The following is a 19,602-nucleotide window of genomic DNA, read 5'->3' as shown; positions in this document are numbered from 1 at the left end:
CAGTGCATCTGTGAGCGTTCACAGTAGAGAAACATCCCGGACACTTGTCAATGGTTGTTGCTGTGCGGTTATGTTGGGCTCGCACCGCCACCGCTGTGTGTGCACGTTCCCAAATGATCGACCAAACGGGAGAGATCCATGCCGGAGACCACCCCCACGGGCCTGACCAGGCTCGCCTTCGGTGGGGACTACAACCCCGAGCAGTGGCCGGAAACCGTCTGGCACGAGGACGTCCGGCTGATGCGCGAGGCCGGCGTCACGATGGTGAGTGTCGGCATCTTCTCCTGGGCCCTGCTGGAGACCTCACGAGGTGTCTACGACTTCGCGTGGCTCGACCGCCTGCTCGACCTGCTCCACGAGAACGGCATCCGCGTCGACCTCGGCACCCCCACGGTCGTCCCGCCGGTCTGGTTCTACCGCGAGCACCCCGAGGCCCTGCCCGTCGCCGCCGACGGCACCCGCTACGAGTTCGGCTCGCGCGGCGCCATCTGCCACAGCAACACCGACTACCGGGCCGCCGCCGCGAACATCACCACGAAGCTCGCCGAGCGCTACGCCGACCACCCGGCGCTCGCCCTGTGGCACGTCCACAACGAGTACGGCGTCCCCGTCTCCGCCTGCTACTGCGACTCCTGCGCCGCGCACTTCCGCCGCTGGCTGGAGCGGACGTACGGCGACATCGCGGCGGTCAACGAGGCCTGGGGCACCGCCTTCTGGGGCCAGCACTACACCGACTTCGCCCAGATCAACCCGCCCCGCACGACCCCCACGGTGGGTAACCCCGGGCAGGCCCTCGACTACAAGCGGTTCGCCGACGAGACGGTCCGCGAGAACTTCGTCGCCGAGCGGGACATCCTGCACCGCCTCGCGCCCGGCATCCCGGTCACCACCAACTTCATGACCGCGCTCAGCCAGTGCGACTCCATGGACTACTGGGCCTGGGGACGCGAGGTCGACCTCGTCACCAACGACCACTACCTGATCACCGACGGCCGCCGCACCCACGTCAACCTCGCGATGGCCGCCGACCTCACCCGCTCGGTCGGCGCCGGCGCCCCCTGGCTGCTCCTTGAGCACTCCACCTCGGGCATCAACTGGCAGGCCCGCAACCCCGCCAAGGCCCCCGGCCAGATGGCCCGCAACTCCCTCGCCCATGTGGCACGCGGCTCCGAGGGCGCCATGTTCTTCCAGTGGCGGCAGTCCCGGCGCGGCGCCGAGAAGTTCCACTCGGCGATGCTGCCGCAGGCCGGCACCGAGTCGCGCGTGTGGCGCGAGGTCGTCGAACTGGGCGCGTCCCTGGACTCGCTGAGCCAGATCAGGGGCAGCCGGACCGTCGCCGACGTGGCCGTCCTGTGGGACTGGCACTCCTGGTGGGCACAGAACCTCGCCTGGCGCCCCAGCGAGGACCACGAGGCCCGCGAACGCGCCGACGCCTTCTACGAGGCCCTCTACGACCGCCACCTCACCGTCGACTTCGCCCACCCGGAAGCCGACTTGTCGGCCTATCCCCTTGTCGTCGTTCCCGCGCTGTACCTCATGACCGAAGCCGCGGGGGACAACCTCAAGGCGTACGTCGAGAACGGCGGCACCCTCGTCGTCTCCTACTTCTCCGGGATCGTCGACGAGCACGACGCCGTCCACGAGGGCCCGTACCCCGGCGCCCTGCGGGACGTACTGGGCCTGACCGTGGAGGAGTTCTCGCCGCTGCTCGGCGGGGAGAGCGTCCGCATCACCGGCCCCGACGGCTCCGAACTCACCGGCGACGTGTGGACCGAGTTCGTGGTGACACGTGGTGCCGAGCCTGTGTGGACGTACGCCGACGGACTCGCCGCCGACCGGCCCGCCGTCACCCGGCACCGGCTCGGCGAGGGCTCCGCCTGGTACGTGTCGACCCGCCTCGACGCGCACGGCCTCGACGCGCTCCTCGGCTGGGCCGCCGACGACGCGGGCATCGCCCCCCGCGCCGACCTGGCGCGCGACGTCGAAGTGGTGCGCCGCGCGGGCGAGTCGGGCGACTTCCTCTTCGCGATCAACCACACCGCGCTCGACACGAAGGTGCCGCTGGACACGGCCGGCACGGAGTTGTTGACCGGCGAACGGGCGGCGGGCCACCTGGGCGTGCCCGCCGGGGCCGTCAGGGTCGTACGACTCGACGCCTGATCAGCAGATGTGGGCGGCGACCGTCACCGAGCCGTACGGGTGACCGCCGCCGCTCCCCGCCCGGGGCCGCTCCTCGGCCCCGGGTCACCCCCGACCCCGACCGGATCTCTGGGGACATCCGGTCGGTCCCGGCGGCGCCGCGCCCACGGCCTTCGGGCGTGGCGCCGCCACAGCACCGCACCACCCGGCTCCCCACCTTCGTCGAAGGGACGACGATGTTCCACGCGAGACGCGCCCTCAGGGCCCTGCTCATACCGCTGTTCGCGGGACTGGCGCTCACCACCGTGCCCGCCGGCTCGGCACACGCCGCCTCCACCCTCACCAACGGGGGCTTCGAGTCCGACGGCACCGGGACCGCGACACCGGCCGGCTGGTCGACGTACTCGGCGGGCGGACAGAACGCCGCCTCGTTCACCGAGTCCGGCGGCCACGGCGGCAGTCACCGCCTGACCCACTGGTCGTCCTCCGCGTACAAGGTCGAGACGTACCAGTACCTGTCCGGCCTGACCAACGGGAACTACAAGCTCACCGCGTGGGTGCGCTCCGGCGGCGGCCAGAACTCCGCCTACCTCGCGCTGAAGAACTGCGGCAGCGCCGAGCAGCGCACCGACATCCCGGTCTCCGCGAGCGGCTGGATCCGCATCGTCACCTCGATCGCGGTGACCAACAACCAGTGCACCATCAGCGTCAACTCCGACGCGAACGCCGGGAACTGGATCAACGTCGACGACCTGACCTTCGCGTCCGGTACGACAGGCGTGCCCATCAAGGGCTCCGACGTGTCCTCGCTCGTCAAGAGCGAGGCCAAGGGCGGCGTCTACAGGAACAGCTCCGGCACCACCGGCGACCCGCTCGCCATCCTCAAGGGCGCCGGGCAGAACTACGCCCGCGTCAAGGTCTGGGTGAACCCCGCCGACGGCTACAACAACAAGGCGCGGGTGCTCGCCGCCGCCAAGCGCGTCAAGGCGCAGGGCATGAAGCTGCTGGTCGACTTCCACTACTCGGACACCTGGGCCGACCCGGGCGCCCAGAGCGTGCCGTCCGCGTGGAGCGGCCACTCCTACAGCCAGCTGCGGACGGACGTCTACAACCACACCTACGACGTCCTCAACGCCCTCAAGTCCCAGGGCACCACGGCCGACATGGTTCAGGTCGGCAACGAGATCAACGGCGGCATGCTGTGGTCGGCGGGCTCCACCTCCAACTGGTCGCAGCTCGCCGGCCTGCTCAACTCCGGCTACGACGCGGTCAAGGCGGTCAACTCCTCCACCCAGGTGGCGCTGCACCTCGCCAAGGGCGGTGACCTGTCCGGCACCCGCTGGTGGTTCGACAACGCGGTCGCCAACAACGTGAAGTTCGACGTCATCGGCCTGTCGTACTACGGCTACTGGCACGGCACGCTCGCGGACTTCCAGACCACGCTGGACGACGCGGCCACCCGCTACGCCAAGCCGGTGTTCGTCGCCGAGACGGCGTACCCGTTCCGCCTCGACAGCGAGGACTCGCACGAGAACATCATCGACCTGTCGAGCGAGCTGGTATCCGGCTACCCGGCCACGACCGCCGGCCAGACCCGGTGGATGAAGGACATCGCGAGCATCGTCGAAGCCGTCCCCAACGGCCGTGGCCTCGGGATCTTCTACTGGGAGTCCACGTGGACCGCGGTCGCGGGCAACGGCTGGGACCCGACGGACGCGGCGTCCGGCAACGGCTGGGAGAACCAGGCGCTGTTCGGCTACGACGACAGGCTGCTTCCGGCGGCTGCGTGGTTCAGCCACCGGTGAGTGCGGCGGACGGGTCCGTTTTGACAGCGCGGGCCGGTGGGGGCTGGTCGCGCAGTTCCCCGCGCCCCTGAAGGGCGCGTCCGAGGGGCCGTACGTTTCGGACGTGCGGCCCCTTCCGCCGTTCAGTCGCCGAGGAACGCGTGCAGCGAACCGGCCATGGCCGTGACGAAGGAGTCCCGGACCTGTTCCGGGACGCTGTCCAGGGAGAGGTACGGGTTGAGGTCCTCCAGCTCCACCAGGAGGAGATCGCCCGACCGGGTGCGGCAGGCGTCCACGCGCTGGATGCCGTGGTCGAGGGTGTTCCAGTCGACGAAGCGCCGGGCGAAGGCCAGGTCGGCCTCGGAGGCCTCGTAGGGTTCCATGACCCAGCGGCGGTCGGGGTCGGGCGCGTGGAGGGCGTACCGGAAGGTGTCGTCGACGTAGTAGAAGGACACCTCGTAGCGGAAGTCGACGCGCGGCTGGACGAGGACGTCGCCCCAGGTCAGGCCCACCAGCTCGGGGCCGGTCAGGAAGCGCAGGCCCAGGGAGTCCGCGCCGGCCTTCGGCTTCACCGCGTACGAGGCGGACTCCGGCAGCCGCTCCAGGTCCTCGGGGCGGTCGACGGTGGGGATGACCGGGTACCCGGCGCCGGTCAGGTCCAGCAGATACTGCTTGCCGACCATGTCCGCGCGGCCGGTCAGCGGGTTGTAGACACGGGTGCCGAGAGCTCTCGCCCGCTCGCGGAAGGCGTCGTAGGCCTCCTGGTAGTGCAGGACGGGCCCGCTGTTGCGGACCACGACCGCGTCGAAGCCGTCCATCAGGGCCGCCGCGTCCAGCGGGTGGCACAGGGCGATGTCGAACTCCGCGCGCAGCCGGGAGGTGAGGAGGATGTCCTCGTCGCAGTAGCGCCGCCCCCGGGCCGGATAGGCGAGGTCGGTGACGTACAGCAGCTGGGGGCGGGCGGGCACGGCGGTCTCCCTGGTCGGTGACGGCCAACCTAACCCGAGGACAGGTGGGGCGGCCCGGCCCCCTGCCAGGATGGACCGGCGCGGACGATCGGGCGGACCCACCGGGAGGCGGACATGACGGGCGCGGCGGACAGGACGGACTCACGCGGCGGTGGTTGGAAACCGCTGGCGTACGTGGGGATCGGCGGGCGCGGGCCCGAGGACGTCGTCGCCGACGGGCGCGGGCGGGTGCTGACCGGCGTCGAGGACGGCCGGATCCTGCGGGTGGACGGGCTCGCGGAGCCGGGGCGGGCCCGGGTCGAGACGCTCGCCGAGACCGGTGGCAGGCCCCTCGGCCTCGAACTCCTCCCGGACGGCGACCTGTTGGTGTGCGACGCCGAGCGGGGGCTGCTGCGGGTCACGACCGGGGACGGGACCGTGCGGGTGCTCGCCGACGAACTGGACGGTGAGCGGCTGCGGTTCTGCAGCAATGTCGTGGCGCTCTCCGACGGGACGGTCTACTTCACGGTCTCCAGCCGCCGGTACCCCCTCTCCCAGTGGATCGGCGACATCGTCGAACACACCGGGACCGGGCGCCTGCTGCGTCTCGCGCCGGGGGCCGGGACCCCCGAAGTCGTCCTGGAGGGGCTCCAGTTCGCCAACGGTCTCGCGCTCTCCGCCGACGAGTCGTTCCTCGTGGTCGCGGAGACGGGGGCGCGCCGGCTGACCCGCGTCCACCTCACGGGGGCCGGGGCCGGCACGAGCGAGCCCTTCGTCGAGGACCTGCCGGGGACGCCCGACAACATGTGGCGCGACCCCGTGAGCGGGTTGATGTGGGTTGCGCTGGCCGGACCGCGCATCGGCGCCCTCGACCGGCTGCACCGCGCGAGCCCGGCCGTGCGCGGCGCCGCGAGCCGGGTGGCGGTACGGGCACCGTTCCGGCCCCTCGGGTTCGCCGGTGCCCTCGCGGTCGACGACGAGGGCCATGTCGTCCACACCCTCATCACCCACCGCTCCCGCTTCCGCATGGTCACGAGCGCCTGCGTGACCGGCGACCACCTGATCCTGGGAAGCCTGTGGGAACGGGGGATCGCGGTGTGCGAGGGAGTGGGGGTGGGGGAGGAGGAGTGAGGCCGGCGAGGGCCGCCGAAGACCTGGGGAGGCGGGCTGCCGGGCCGGGCGCGAGGGTGGGGCGGGCCGGGGACGGCGTGGTCGGCGTCGGGGGCAGTTCATGACCGTGGCCGGCTGAGCCAGGGCGACGGTGACGGCCACGGCGATGGCTGCGGTGACGACCAAGGCGAGAGCCACGGCGACGGCGATGACTGCGGTGACGGCGATAGCGTTGGCGATGGCCACAGTGACGGTGACGGCGACGGCGAGATGGCGGCCAGGACGATGGTCATGGCCGTGGCCGCGACCGAGGGCCGCCCCAGGCCGGTTTGAGCCGACCCGCCGCCGACCCGCCACCTGCCCGGAGCCGACCCGGGCCGGGCCTGCGGCGGCGTACGGCCGGGCGGCCACCGTCCAGCAGAGCACAGGCCCGGCCACACGCGTCGCGTCCGGGCCCGGTGTCGGGTTCGTGCGGTCGTGGTGGTCGGCGCGTTACGCTGGCGGCCAGCCGCGATCACGGTCGTGGCGCGGCGGTGGGGCCCGCCGTACCCGAACCGCGGCGACGGCGCCGACAACGGTCCCTGCTTGCGACGGAGCACGCCCGGCGGACACCCGGGCCCCGGCGAGTAGGAGACGTACACCCATGCCGCCCCCACACCCCGACCGGCCCGCGTCGCGGCCACCCACCGGGGAACCCGAGATCCCCGAGTCCCCGGACGCACCCGTCGCCGACCCGCCCCGGGCCGCCCCCTGGCACGGTCAGGCGCCCGTGGTCGCCGTCGTGGCTGTCGGTGGCGGCATCGGGGCCGTAGCCCGGTACGGGGCCGGCCTGCTCTGGCCCGTCGGGGCCGGCGGTTTCCCCTGGACCACGTTCTGGGTGAACGTGGTCGGCTGCTTCCTGATCGGTCTCCTCATGGTCGCCGTCACCGAGGTGTGGACGACCCATCGCCTGGTCCGCCCCTTCCTCGGCACCGGAGTCCTCGGCGGCTTCACCACCTTCTCCACGTACGCCGTCGACATCCAGCGCCTGATCGAGGAGGGCCGTCCCGCCACCGCCCTGGCCTACCTGGCCGCGACCCTCCTCGCCGCCCTCCTCGCGGTCGGGCTCGCGGTCGGGATCGCCACGGCGACGGCGCGACACGGGCCGGGTGCCGGGCCGGGCGCCGGGCCCGCCCCGAGGTCCGAGAAAGGTGACCCGAGGTCCGAGAAAGGTAAGAGGTCGTCGTGAATTGGCTGCTCGTCGTCGTCGGCGGCATGGTGGGCGCGCCCCTGCGCTATCTCACCGACCGAGCCGTCCAGTCCCGCCACGACATGGGCTTCCCCTGGGGCACCTTCACCGTGAACGTCGCCGGCTCCTGCGTCCTGGGCTTCCTCACGGGCGCCGTGACAGCCGGTGCCGTCGGCTCCCACCTGCACCTTCTCCTCGGAACCGGCCTGTGCGGAGCGCTCACCACCTACTCGACCTTCTCCTACGAGACCCTGAGCCTGGCCCGCGGCGGCGACCGTTTCCACGCCGCCGTCAACGCGGTCGCGAGCGTGACGGCGGGGCTGGGCGCGGTCTACGTGGGGCTGGCGGTGGCGCGGGCCCTCTGGTCCTGAGCGCGGCCCTTACCCGGCCGGAGTAGGACTGCTCTCCCGGCGCGATCACGGTCGCCGTGCCCCGTCGCCGGCCGCTCCTCAGCCATGCCCCCCGTCGGTCATGCCCTCGCAGAGCAGAACTGGACCCCATGAGCACCATCAGCGTCGGTCAGGCAGTCGTCCTCGGAGCGGTGGAGGGGGTGACGGAGTTCCTGCCGGTGTCCTCCACCGGCCATCTGAAGATCACCGAAGGGCTGATGGGGATCCAGGTGGACGACAAGGCGGTCGTCGGGTTCTCGGCGGTCATCCAGGTCGGAGCGATCGCCGCGGTGCTCGTGTATTTCCGCCATGACATCGCGCGCATCGGCTCGGCCTGGTTCCAGGGGCTGTTCGACGCGGGGAAGCGGCAGGAGCGCGACTACCGGTTCGCGTGGTGGGTGATCGCGGCGACGATCCCGATCGTCGTCGTGGGGCTGGCCGCCCGGTCGCTGATCGAGGGGCCGCTCGCCTCCCTGTGGGTGGTGGCCGGCTCACTGATCGTCGGCAGCGGGGTGATGTGGGTCTCCGAACAGGTGGGCCGGCGCAGGCGCGCGGAGGAGGAGACCCGGTTCCGGGACGCGATGCTCGTCGGCGGTTCGCAGATCCTCGCTTTGCTGTTCCCCGGGTTCTCCCGCTCCGGCGCCACCATGTCCACCGCGCTGCTGCTCGACCTCGACCGGGTCGCCGCCACCCGGCTCTCCTTCTTCCTCGGCATTCCGGCTCTCACCGGCGCCGGGCTGTACGAGCTGAAGGACGCCCTCGGCGCGGGGGTGGGCGCGGCCCCGCTGATCGCCGGCACCACCGTGTCGTTCGCGGTCGCGTACGTCTCGGTCGCCTGGCTGCTGAAGTTCGTGACCAGGCACTCCTTCCAGGTGTTCGTGTCGTACCGCATCGTGGTGGGCGTGCTGCTGTTCGGGCTGCTCGCTGCCGGTGGCCTCAGCTGACGTGCTCTGACGTGGCCGGTCACGGCCGGAGGCGTACCGTCGCGCGACGGCCGTGGTCCGCCGGACGGCCTCTCCGCCACCGCCCGTGACCTGGAAGATCGAATACCGGCCCCCTTGACAGCCCCCTCCGGTCACCCGCAGGATCACCCCGTGAACCTGTCAGACAGCCAGACAGGTGGCTCGGCACCCCGGCGCGTCAGCGCCATGGAAGCGGTGCTCACCCACCTCCGCGACGCCATCGAGCGCGGCAAGTACGCCATCGGGGACAAGCTTCCCTCGGAGGCGGAACTCTGCCGGCAGCTCGAAGTGAGCCGTCCGGTCCTGCGCGAGGCGCTGCGCGCGCTCCAGGTGATGGGGCTGACCCAGTCCCGCACCGGCAAGGGCACCTTCGTGATCGCGAACGCCGTCGAGGACCCCACCTTCGGCGACTACGCGGCCAGCGACCTGCTGGAAGTCCGCCGGCACGTGGAGATCCCGGTCGCCGGGTACGCGGCGCTCCGCCGCACCCCGGAGAACCTGGACCACCTGGCGCACCTCCTGGACCGGATGGAGCGGGAGACCGACACCACCGCCTGGGTCGCGATGGACACCCTCTTCCACCTGGCCGTGGCGGAGGCCGCCCAGAACCCGGTGTTCCGCCGGGTGATCGAGGAGATCCGGGACGCACTGGCGCGTCAGTCGGCCTTCCTCAACGAACTGGGCGGCCGGCGCGAGCAGTCCAACCGGGAGCACCGGGCCATCGTCGAGGCGCTGATCGACGGTTCCGAACACGACGCGGTGGAGGCCATGTCCCACCACCTCGACCGCGTCGAGACCACCCTCACCGACATCGTGCGTTCCCCGCGCACGGACAGTTCCACGGAAGGCGGACCCGAGGCGTGAGCGAGCAGCACCTCGAAGAAGAGACGCGCACACCGGCCGCACCGCATGTCGACGCGGGCGACGAGGGCTACAGCAAGTCCCTCAAGGCCCGGCACGTCAACATGATCGCCATCGGCGGCGCCATCGGCACCGGCCTCTTCCTCGGCGCCGGCGGCCGACTGGCCGACGCCGGCCCCTCCCTGTTCATCGCGTACGCCCTCTGTGGTGTCTTCGCGTTCCTCGTCGTCCGGGCCCTCGGTGAACTGGTCCTGTACCGGCCCTCCTCCGGTGCCTTCGTGTCCTACGCCCGGGAGTTCCTCGGTGAGAAGGGCGCGTACACGGCCGGCTGGATGTACTTCCTGAACTGGGCCACCACCGGCATCGCCGACATCACGGCCGTCGCCGTCTACACCCACTACTGGGGCATGTTCTCCGACGTGCCGCAGTGGGTGATCGCGCTGATCGCGCTCGCGGTGGTCCTGACCGTGAACCTGATCTCGGTGAGGATGTTCGGCGAGCTGGAGTTCTGGTTCGCGATCATCAAGGTCGGCGCGCTCGTCCTCTTCATGTGCATCGGCATCTGGCTGCTCGTCACCCAGCAGCCGGTGGACGGGCACACCCCCGGCCCGGCCCTGATCACCGACAACGGCGGCCTCTTCCCCAGCGGTGTCCTGCCGATGCTGCTGATCATCCAGGGTGTCGTCTTCGCCTACGCCTCCGTCGAGCTGGTCGGCGTCGCCGCCGGTGAGACCGAGAACCCCGAGAAGATCATGCCGAAGGCGATCAACTCGATCATGTGGCGAGTCGGCCTCTTCTACGTCGGTTCCGTCGTCCTGCTCTCCATGCTGCTGCCCTGGTCCTCGTACAAGGCCGGCGAGAGCCCCTTCGTGACCGTGCTCTCCAACATCGGCGTGCCCGCGGCCGGCGGCATCATGAACCTGGTCGTCCTCACCGCCGCGATGTCCTCCCTCAACTCGGGGCTGTACTCCACCGGCCGCATCCTGCGCTCGATGGCGATGGCCGGCTCCGCCCCGAAGTTCACCGGTGTGATGAGCCGCAGCCAGGTCCCGTACGGCGGCATCCTGCTCACCAGCGGCGTCTGCGTGCTGGGCGTCGGCCTCAACTTCGTCGTGCCCGCCGAGGCGTTCGAGATCGTGCTCAACTTCGCCGCGATCGGCATCATCGCCACCTGGGGCATGATCATGATCTGTCACCTGCTCTTCTGGCAGAAGACCCAGAAGGGCGAACTGACCCGGCCGAGCTACCGGCTCCCGGGCTCCCCCTGGACCGAACTCGTGACGCTCTTCTTCCTCGCGTCCGTCCTGGTCCTCATGTACGCCGACGGCGGCGCCGGCCGCACGACGGTGCTGTGCGTCCCGCTGATCGTGGGCGCGCTCGTGGCGGGCTGGTTCGGCATACGCGGCCGGGTCGCCCGGAAGTCGACCGGAGTGGATGCGTGAATCAGGCAGTGACGTACGACCCTTCGACCACCGGCGCCCCGGGTACCCCCGCGGCTCCGGTGGCCGCGGCCCCCGCGATCCGGGAACCGCTGCACGCCCCCGTCGCCCACCTCGTACGCGGAGGTGTCATCGAGGGCATCCACCACGGCTCCGTCGTGGTGCTGGGTGCCGACGGGGAGGTGGAACTCCAACTCGGTGACATCGAGGCGGCGTTCTACCCCCGGTCGGCGCTCAAACCGGTCCAGGCCGTGGCCATGCTGCGCGCCGGACTCCCGCTGGACGGCGAACTGCTGTCGCTGACGGCCGCCAGCCACTCCGGCGAGGAACGCCACCTCGCCGGGGCCCGCCGGATCCTCCGGCTGGCGGGCGCCGCCGAGGACGACCTGCGCAACGTCACCGACATGCCGTACGCCCCGGCCGTCCGCGACGCGTGGATACGCGAGGGCAGGCAGCCCTCCCGTCTCGCGCAGAACTGCTCGGGCAAGCACGCGGCCATGCTCTACACCTGCCGGCTCAACGGCTGGTCCCTGGACGACTACCTCGACCCGGCCCACCCCCTCCAGCAGGCCATCGCGGAGATCGTCGAGGACCTCACCGGACAGGCCATCGCCCGGGTCACCGTCGACGGCTGTGGCGCACCCCTGTTCTCCGTCTCCCTGCACGGTCTCGCCCGCGCTCTCTCCCGGATCGTCACCGCCGCCGAGGGCACCCCCGAGCGGACCGTCGCCGACGCCATGCGCGACCACGCCGAGATGGCCTCCGGCGCCGGACGCGACGTCGCCGAGCTGATGCGGGCCGTGCCCGGACTCCTCACCAAGGACGGCTTCGAGGGCGTCCAGGTCGCCGCGCTGCCCGACGGCCGCGCCGTCGCCGTGAAGATCGCCGACGGCGCGAACCGGGCGAGGGTGCCGGTGTGTGCGGCGGCGCTCGTGCGGGCCGGCGTCGAGCCTGCGGCTCTCGCCGGGTTCACGGGGGAGGCGCTGCTCGGGGGCGGGCGGGAAGTCGGGCGGGTCAGGGCGGTGCGGGCGCTGGATCCGTTGCGTCTGCCCTGACGAGGGGCGGGTCGCCGGGTGCGGGTCCGGTGGGGCTTCTCGCGCAGTTCCCCGCGCCCCTGAAAAAGCGGGGCTGCGCCCCCAGCTTTCTCGGGCCGAAGAGCACGGGGCGCAGCCCCTGCTCTTCAGGGGCGCGGGGAACTGCGCGACCAGCCCCCACCCACCCGCACTCGACGACGCACCCCACCCACCACCAACCCCACCCGCACCACGAAAGTAGGCCACACCATGACCGCCGCAGCCACCCGCAGCGAACACGACCTGCTCGGAGACCGTGACGTCCCCGCCGACGCGTACTGGGGCGTCCACACCCTGCGCGCCACGGAGAACTTCCCCATCACGGGCACCCCCATCTCCGCCTACCCCCACCTGGTCGACGCCCTGGCCGCCGTCAAGGAGGCCGCCGCCCGCGCCAACGAGGAACTCGGCCTGCTGGCCCCCGAGAAGGCCGCCGCGATCATCGAGGCCTGCCGGGAGATCCGCGACGGCAAGCTGCACGACCAGTTCGTCGTCGACGTGATCCAGGGCGGCGCCGGCACCTCCACCAACATGAACGCCAACGAGGTCATCGCCAACCGGGCGCTGGAGCTGCTGGGCCACGCCAAGGGCCAGTACGCGCACCTGCACCCCAACGAGGACGTCAACCTCGGCCAGTCCACCAACGACGTCTACCCGACCGCCGTCAAGATCGCCACGGTCTTCGCGGTGCGCGGACTGCTCACGGCGATGGCCGTCCTCCAGGACTCCTTCGCCCGCAAGGCCGTCGAGTTCCGCGAGGTGCTCAAGATGGGCCGCACCCAGCTCCAGGACGCGGTCCCCATGACGCTCGGCCAGGAGTTCTCCGCGTTCGCCGTCATGGTCGACGAGGACCGCAGCCGCCTCGCCGAGGCCGTCGAGCTGATCCACGAGATCAACCTCGGCGCCACCGCCATCGGCACCGGCCTCAACGCACCGGCCGGATACGCCGAGTCGGCCCGCCGCCACCTCTCCGACATCACCGGACTGCCGCTGGTCACCGCCGCCAACCTGGTCGAGGCCACGCAGGACTGCGGCGCGTTCGTGCAGATGTCGGGCGTCCTCAAGCGCATCGCCGTCAAGCTCTCGAAGAGCTGCAACGACCTGCGGCTGCTCTCCTCCGGGCCGCGCGCGGGCCTGAACGAGATCAACCTGCCGCCGGTGCAAGCCGGTTCGTCCATCATGCCCGGCAAGGTCAACCCGGTGATCCCCGAGGTCGTCAACCAGGTCGCCTTCGAGGTCATCGGCAACGACGTCACCATCACCATGGCGGCCGAGGCGGGACAGCTCCAGCTCAACGCCTTCGAACCGATCATCCTGCACTCCCTCTCGGAGTCCCTCACCCACCTCCGCGCGGCCTGCCTCACGCTCGCCGAACGCTGCGTCGACGGCATCACCGCCAACGAGGACGCACTGCGCGCCGCCGTGGAGAACTCCATCGGCCTGGTCACCGCCCTCAACCCGCACATCGGGTACACGGCGGCCACCGACATCGCCAAGGAGGCCCTCGCCACCGGCCGGGGCGTGGCCGAACTCGTCCAGGAGAAGGGCCTGTTGCCCGCCGAACGGCTCCGGGAACTGCTGCGGCCGGAGATCCTCGCGGGCAGCGGCGCCCTGCCGGCCTGATGGATTCCACCGCCTTCCAGCCGATCCTGGAACGCATCGCCGAGGAGATCGGGCGGACCCCGGGCCGGGGCAGGCCCGCCGACTACATCCCGGCACTCGCGGCCCGCGACCCGCGCAGCTTCGGCATGGCCGTCGCGGAGCCGGACGGCACGGTGTACGGCGTGGGGGACTGGCGCGAGCCGTTCTCCACGCAGTCCATCACCAAGGTCTTCACCCTCGCGCTCGACCTGGCGCGCGAGGGTGACGCCCTCTGGGAGCACGTGGGCCGCGAGCCCTCCGGCAATCCCTTCAACTCCCTGGTGCAGCTGGAGTACGAGAACGGCATCCCACGCAACCCGTTCATCAACGCGGGCGCCCTCGTCGTCACCGACCGCCTGCACACCCGCACCGGCGACGCGGCGGGCACGCTGCTGTCCTTCCTCCGGGAAGAGAGCGGCAACCCGGGCCTCGACTTCGACCCACAGATCGCCGCCTCCGAGTCCGCCCACGGCGACCGCAACGCCGCCCTCGCCCACTTCATGGCGTCCTACGGCAACATCGACAACCCCGTACCGGCCCTCCTCGACCAGTACTTCCGCCAGTGCTCCCTCACCGCCTCCTGCGCCGATCTCGCCCTCGCCGCCACCTTCCTGGCCCGGCACGGCGTCCGCGCCGACGGGACCCGGCTGCTGACCCGCAGTCAGGCGAAGCAGGTCAACGCGGTGATGCTCACCTGCGGCACGTACGACGCCGCCGGTGACTTCGCCTACCGCGTCGGCCTGCCCGGCAAGAGCGGCGTCGGCGGCGGCATCATCGCGGTCGTGCCCGGCCGCCTCGCGCTCTGTGTGTGGAGCCCGGGGCTGGACGAGCGCGGCAACTCGGTGGCCGGAGTGGCGGCCCTGGACCGGTTCACCACCCTGACGGGGCTGTCGATCTTCTGACCGGCTCGGCGGCGGTCGGCTCATGGTCACGTCCCGGTACCCGCCCGGAGGGCACGACGTCGTCTGCGCGCCACCCGGCGTTGACAGCCTGACCGAGTGCTGGCCATTGCTTTTCCCGTCGATCTGCGCCGCTGCCAGGCACTCGGCCTGGCCGGATCCGCCTTCCTCGCCCTCGGAGGGGAGACCGCCGGAGCCCTCCCCGTGCGGGACCTGCTCTCGCCGGCCTCGGGGCGCGGCGCGCTGGGCCTCGTCGGTGTCTACTTCGGCGTCGTCCTGCTGACCGCCGCCTGGGCGCTGTTGGGCAAGGTGATACGGGGCCCCGAACCACCCACGCCGCGCGCCCTGTCGCTCGTGCTGGCCGTGTGGGCGGTACCGCTGCTGCTCGCGCCCCCGCTGTTCAGCCGGGACGTCTACAGCTACCTCGCCCAGGGCGCCATGGTCGACGCGCACATGGACGTCTACCTGCACGGACCCGCCCGCCTCGGCGGACCGCTCGCCGACGAGGTGGCCCCCATGTGGCGGCGCACCGCGACCCCGTACGGCCCGGTCTTCCTCGCCGTGGCCTCCGGGCTGTCCGGCCTGACCGAGGGCCGGATACCGGCCGGGCTCATCGGGATGCGCCTGATCGCCCTGCTCGGCGTGGGGCTGATGGCCGCAGCGCTGCCCCGCCTCGCCCGGCACACCGGGACCGACCCGGCCGTCGCCCTCTGGCTCGGCGCGCTCAACCCGCTCGTCCTCCTGCACCTGGTGGCAGGCGCCCACAACGACGCGCTGATGCTGGGGCTGCTGGGCGTCGGACTGGTCCTCGCGCGGGGCCGCCGGTACCTCCTCGGCGTCGTCCTGGTCACCCTCGCGGCGCTGGTGAAGGCACCCGCCGCGCTCGGGCTGGTGGCGGTGGTGATGATGCGCGGCCGTACGGGACGGATCCGGACGGCGACGGCGACCCTCGCCGTCGCCGCCGTCACCACGACCGCCGCGACCGCCCTGGCCGGCACGGGATACGGCTGGATCGCCGCCCTGCGCACCCCCGTGTCCCCGCAGAACTGGTCGCCCACCACCGTCCTGGGCCGCGCCACCGGCACCCTGCTGCACGACCTCGGCAGCGACCTGGCCCCCCTCGCCCTCCCGGCGTGGCGCGCCGCCGGACTGCTGCTGACACTCGCCGTCGTGCTGCACATATGGTTCCGGCTGCGCCCCGGCCCGGTGTACGCGCTCGGCCTCAGCCTGGCGGCCGTGGCCGCGCTGGGCCCGGCGATCCGCCCCTGGTACGCCCTGTGGGGCCTGTTCCTCATCGCGGCCGCCGCACGCACCGTCTCCGTGCAGCGCCGGGTCGCGGCCGCCAGCGGGGTGCTCGCGCTCGCCGTCCTGCCGAGCGGGAACCCGGCGGACACCGAACAGTTCGTCCTCGCGGTGTGCGGGGGAGTCCTCGCGCTGGTCGTGCTGTGGCAGGCCGAACAGGCGTCCCGGGCGCCGGTCCTGGAGCGCACGGCATGAGCGGACCGTACCGGGGGCGGCTTCGGCCCCGCGGCGACCGGGCACGTCTCCTCGTCCTCCTCGGGGCGGCCCTCGCCGTCACCGTCTTCACCGCGACCGTCCCGCTGCTGCGCGGCTTCTTCGACCTGCGCGTCTACCACGGCACGATCGACAGCTGGGTCCATCACGACGGCCATGTCTACGACTACCTGGTGCCGGGCACGACCTACGGCTTCACCTATCCGCCGTTCGCGGCCGTCGTCATGCTGCCGATGGCCCTGGTCGGCCTGCGCACCGCGATCGTCCTCTGCCTGGGGCTGAACCTGGCGGCGCTCGCCGTCGTGCTGTACGTCCTGGCCGGATCGACGCCGCGCCGGCACGGCTGGTACGGCGTCGGCCTCGCCCTGTGCGCGCTCGCCCTGTTCGAACCGCTGCGGGACACCTTCAGCTTCGGGCAGGTGAACTTGCTGCTGCTGGCCCTGGTGCTGGCCGACGCCCGGCTGCTGGCCACGGGCCGGGGGCGTCTGGCGGGGGTCGGCATCGGCCTGGCGGCGGCGGTCAAGCTGACGCCCGCCGTCTTCATCGGACTGCTGCTGCTCGCCCGGCGGTGGCGGGCCGCCGGGCTCGCGACCGCCGTCGCCGCGGCCGCCACCGCGGCGGCGGCCTGGATCGCCCCGGCCGCCTCGCGCTTCTACTGGACCGAGGCCCTGTGGGACACCAGCCGTGTCGGCCGTCTCGACTACGTCTCCAACCAGTCGTTGCAGGGCGTCCTGGCCCGGCTCGTGGCCCCGCACGAACCGAGCCGCGTCGTATGGGCGGCGCTGGTGCTCGTGGTGGTGTGCGTGTGGGCGTGGCGGACCCGGGCGGCGGTCCGCGCCGACGACTGGATCGCCGCCTTCGCCCTCACCGGGCTGACCGGCTGTCTGATCAGCCCGATCACCTGGGTGCACCATCTGGTGTGGCTGCTGCCGTCCTTCGCCGTCCTGCTGCGCCACCGCCGGCTGCGGCCGCTCACGGCGGCGCTGTTCGGGGTGCTGTGCAGCAGCGTCGTCTGGCTCTGGTTCGACGACGCGTCCGGCATCGGCGGCTTCGTGGGCGGCAACACCTATGTGTGGATCACGCTCGGTCTGCTGGTGCGGCTGCCGGTCGGTCAGCCCCGGGCGGACCGACCGAACCTGAGCCGCAGCGTGAGGGCCACGGCCGCCGCGCCCACGCCGGCCGCGCCCGTGATCGCGCCCACCACCGGCCAGCCGGGAACGGTCACCACGGCCGCCTCCGCGCGTTCCGCCGGCAGCGACCCCGGGCCGGCCTGAGGCGCGGCCGCCGGACGCGGCGGAACGAGCGAACCCACCGCGTCGACCCGCCCGGCGGCGGCGAACCCCCAGTCGAGCAGGGAGCGCGCCTCCTCGTAGACGGCGTGGCCACCGCCCGACTCGGGGCGCATCACCGTCACGACGAGGGTGCGCCCGCCCCGTTTCGCGGCGGCGATCAGCGTGTTGCCCGCGTTGGTGGTGTAGCCGTTCTTGACGCCGATCAGCCCCGGGTAGCGCTCGACACCGACGCCGGTGAGCAGCCGGTTGGTGTTCTGGATGCCGTACGACCAGCCGCCCGCCGGGAACTTCGCGGTGGCCGTGGCGCAGTACCCGGCGAACTCCGCGTTGCGCAGCCCGGCCCGTCCGAACACCGCCAGGTCGTACGCGGACGACACCTGGCCGGGCGCGTCGTAGCCGTCGGGGGAGACGACGTGGGTGTCACGGGCGCCCAGGGCGCGGGCCTTGTCCCGCATCTGCTCGGCGGTGGCCTTCCAGCCGCCGTTGAGGTGGGCGAGGACGCGGACGGCGTCGTTGCCCGAGCTGAGGAAGACTCCGCGCCACAGGTCGGCGACGGTGTACGTGCGGTCCTCCTGGACGCCGACGAGGCTGCTCCCGGCGCCGATGCCGGCCAGTTCCTCCCTCTTCACGGTGTGTCTCAGGCCCGCCGGGAGGCCCGGCAGCACGGTGAGCGCGAACAGGGTCTTCAGCGTGCTCGCGGGCGGCAGCCGGCGGTGGGCGTCGTGCGCGGCGAGTACCGCGCCGCTGCCGGCGTCGGCCACCAGCCACGACACCGCGGACACGTCCTGCGGCACCTCGGGCGCCCCGGCCCGGCGCCGCACCTGTGTCCCGTGCCCGTACAGGGACGGTGACCCCGGTGCGGCCTTGGCGTCCTGTGCGCCCGTCTCCGGCCGGGGGCCGACCGCTTCGGGGTCGATCGCGACGGCCAGGGCCCCGAGCGCGCAGACGGCGGTGCAGCACACGGCGATGCGGGCCGCACGGGGCGCGCGGCCCGCACGAGGGGCGCGAGCATCACGGGGAGCGCGGGAGGAGAATCCGATGGTCATACCGAAAACGTAGGAAGGGGCGTGCCCCAGTCCGGGATGCCCGGGCCGAGCGCACGGATGGAGCACCCGGATGCCGCATGTCATGCCGCCGGCAGCGTGGGCCGCACCTGCCGCAGGAAGGCCGCGTTGTCGGGCGTGGCGCGCAGCCGCTCCAGCAGCGCCTCCAGGTTCGGCTGCCCCTCGCGTGACCGCAAGGCCCGCCGCAGACCGTGTACGGCCGTCAACTCGCCCGCTGTGAAGAGGAGTTCCTCGCGTCGGGTGCCGGACGGGGTGATGTCCACGGCCGGGAAGACCCGCCGGTCGGCGAGTGCGCGGTCCAGGCGGAGTTCCATGTTGCCGGTGCCCTTGAGCTCCTCGAAGAAGAAGCCGTCGGCGCGGGAGCCGGTGTCCACCAGGGCGGTGGCCAGGATGGTGAGGGAACCGGCCTCCTCGGTCAGCCGGGCGGCGCCGAAGAGCCGCTTGGGGCCGTGCAGGGCGGCGGCGTCGACCCCGCCGCTGAGGGTGCGGCCACCGGACGCGGCCGCGTTGTTGTGCGCCCTGCACAGCCGGGTCAGCGAGTCCAGGAGGATCACGACGTCCTCACCCTGCTCGACGAGCCGCTTGGCGCGCTCCACGACGAGTTCGGCGAGCGCGATGTGCTCCTTGGGGGACCGGTCGAACGTCGAGGCGTACACCTCGCCCCGCACGGAGCGCCGCATGTCGGTCACCTCCTCGGGCCGTTCGTCGAGCAGGACCACCATCAGGCGGGCCTCGGGGTGGTTGGCGGCGACCGCGGCGGCCACCTGCTGGAGCAGGACGGTCTTGCCGGTCTTGGGCGGCGCCACGATCAGTCCGCGCTGCCCCTTGCCGACGGGGGCGACCAGGTCGACCAGACGGCCCGTCAGGCCGCTCGCCGGGTGTTCGAGCCGCAGCCGCTCGCGCGGGTGCAGCGGGGTGAGGTCGTGGAAGTGCGGGCGTCCGCGCAGCTCTTGCGGCGTACGGCCGTTGATCCGCTCGACCTCGGTGAGGACGCGCCGGCCGTCGTGCGTGCCCTCGACGGTGTCGCCCTTGCGCAGGCCGTACCGGCGGACGAGCGCGGCGGGGACCTGGGGGTCGGCCGGAGTGGGCAGGCAGCCCTCGACGCGCAGCCGGCCCTGTCCGCCCTGCGCGGTCTCCAGGACGCCGGTGACCCGGGCCGGGGGCCGGGGATCGGTGGACGTGCGTTCGAGTGTGGTGGTGGTCATGAGTGGGGGGTCCTTTCGAGGACGTCGGAGAAACGCGAGGAAGGGGGGGAAGGC

The 19,602-nt window shown here is 72.2% G+C and carries 15 protein-coding genes and 1 pseudogene; 13 read left to right on the top strand and 3 right to left on the bottom strand.

The window, feature by feature from the left end:
• The first annotated feature begins 138 nt into the window (after positions 1 to 138).
• Both HW837_RS43430 and HW837_RS43425 read left to right on the top strand, forming a co-directional pair.
• Positions 139 to 2,160, top strand: coding sequence for a beta-galactosidase (locus tag HW837_RS43430; RefSeq protein WP_045555771.1), 2,022 nt, complete (start codon positions 139 to 141; stop codon positions 2,158 to 2,160).
• Between the two features lie 215 nt (positions 2,161 to 2,375).
• Positions 2,376 to 3,944, top strand: a complete 1,569-nt coding sequence (locus HW837_RS43425; protein ID WP_193382012.1) for a glycoside hydrolase family 53 protein — start codon at positions 2,376 to 2,378, stop codon at positions 3,942 to 3,944.
• A 122-nt stretch (positions 3,945 to 4,066) separates the two neighbouring features.
• On the opposite strand, the gene HW837_RS43420 is transcribed toward HW837_RS43425, so the two are convergent.
• Positions 4,067 to 4,891, bottom strand: a complete 825-nt coding sequence (locus tag HW837_RS43420; protein WP_045555769.1) for an ATP-grasp domain-containing protein — start codon at positions 4,889 to 4,891, stop codon at positions 4,067 to 4,069.
• A gap of 114 nt (positions 4,892 to 5,005) precedes the next feature.
• On the opposite strand from HW837_RS43420, the gene HW837_RS43415 reads away from it, so the two are divergent.
• The 11 genes and pseudogenes from HW837_RS43415 to HW837_RS49305 all read left to right on the top strand — a co-directional run.
• Positions 5,006 to 6,001 carry an SMP-30/gluconolactonase/LRE family protein gene (locus tag HW837_RS43415; protein ID WP_045555768.1) on the top strand — a complete coding sequence of 332 codons (996 nt, stop codon included), beginning with the start codon at positions 5,006 to 5,008 and terminating at the stop codon, positions 5,999 to 6,001.
• Between the two features lie 622 nt (positions 6,002 to 6,623).
• Positions 6,624 to 7,208, top strand: a complete 585-nt coding sequence (gene crcB / locus HW837_RS43410; RefSeq protein WP_045555767.1) for a fluoride efflux transporter CrcB — start codon at positions 6,624 to 6,626, stop codon at positions 7,206 to 7,208.
• A complete protein-coding gene (gene crcB / locus HW837_RS43405; protein WP_045555766.1) occupies positions 7,205 to 7,579 on the top strand; it encodes a fluoride efflux transporter CrcB in 375 nt (124 codons plus the stop codon). Before crcB (HW837_RS43410) ends, crcB (HW837_RS43405) begins: the two co-directional genes overlap by 4 nt.
• Positions 7,580 to 7,707: 128 nt before the next feature.
• Positions 7,708 to 8,541, top strand: a complete 834-nt coding sequence (locus HW837_RS43400) for an undecaprenyl-diphosphate phosphatase (protein WP_093788963.1) — start codon at positions 7,708 to 7,710, stop codon at positions 8,539 to 8,541.
• A 150-nt stretch (positions 8,542 to 8,691) separates the two neighbouring features.
• Complete coding sequence (locus HW837_RS43395) at positions 8,692 to 9,423, top strand: FadR/GntR family transcriptional regulator (RefSeq protein ID WP_078853289.1); 732 nt, start codon at positions 8,692 to 8,694, stop codon at positions 9,421 to 9,423.
• On the top strand, positions 9,420 to 10,862 hold the full coding sequence (locus HW837_RS43390; protein WP_045555763.1) for an amino acid permease: 1,443 nt from the start codon (positions 9,420 to 9,422) through the stop codon (positions 10,860 to 10,862). The genes HW837_RS43395 and HW837_RS43390 overlap by 4 nt, the downstream gene beginning before the upstream one ends.
• A gap of 8 nt (positions 10,863 to 10,870) precedes the next feature.
• The gene (locus HW837_RS43385; RefSeq protein WP_045555762.1) at positions 10,871 to 11,914 is read left to right on the top strand and encodes an asparaginase; all 1,044 of its coding nucleotides are present in this window, start codon (positions 10,871 to 10,873) and stop codon (positions 11,912 to 11,914) included.
• Between the two features lie 228 nt (positions 11,915 to 12,142).
• A complete protein-coding gene (gene aspA, locus HW837_RS43380; RefSeq protein WP_045555761.1) occupies positions 12,143 to 13,555 on the top strand; it encodes an aspartate ammonia-lyase in 1,413 nt (470 codons plus the stop codon).
• On the top strand, positions 13,555 to 14,475 hold the full coding sequence (locus HW837_RS43375) for a glutaminase (protein ID WP_045555760.1): 921 nt from the start codon (positions 13,555 to 13,557) through the stop codon (positions 14,473 to 14,475). The genes aspA and HW837_RS43375 overlap by 1 nt, the downstream gene beginning before the upstream one ends.
• A gap of 105 nt (positions 14,476 to 14,580) precedes the next feature.
• Positions 14,581 to 15,969: a polyprenol phosphomannose-dependent alpha 1,6 mannosyltransferase MptB gene (gene mptB, locus HW837_RS43370; protein WP_093789119.1), complete on the top strand. Its 1,389-nt coding sequence runs from the start codon at positions 14,581 to 14,583 to the stop codon at positions 15,967 to 15,969.
• Positions 15,966 to 16,823, top strand: a pseudogene (locus HW837_RS49305) (glycosyltransferase family 87 protein); the annotation flags it as partial. The gene mptB and the pseudogene HW837_RS49305, both read left to right, overlap by 4 nt.
• Before the next feature lie 275 nt (positions 16,824 to 17,098).
• Here HW837_RS49305 and HW837_RS43360 read toward each other — a convergent pair.
• On the bottom strand, positions 17,099 to 18,325 hold the full coding sequence (locus HW837_RS43360) for a D-alanyl-D-alanine carboxypeptidase family protein (protein WP_234442423.1): 1,227 nt from the start codon (positions 18,323 to 18,325) through the stop codon (positions 17,099 to 17,101).
• A gap of 80 nt (positions 18,326 to 18,405) precedes the next feature.
• Entirely contained in the window at positions 18,406 to 19,548 is a 1,143-nt protein-coding gene (rho, locus tag HW837_RS43355) for a transcription termination factor Rho (RefSeq protein ID WP_093788967.1), read from the bottom strand.
• Between the last annotated feature and the right edge of the window lie 54 nt (positions 19,549 to 19,602).

Source organism: Streptomyces caniscabiei, from assembly GCF_014930365.1.
In the GTDB taxonomy this organism is placed as follows: domain Bacteria; phylum Actinomycetota; class Actinomycetes; order Streptomycetales; family Streptomycetaceae; genus Streptomyces; species Streptomyces caniscabiei.
This window is presented reverse-complemented; position numbering and strand designations above follow the sequence as displayed.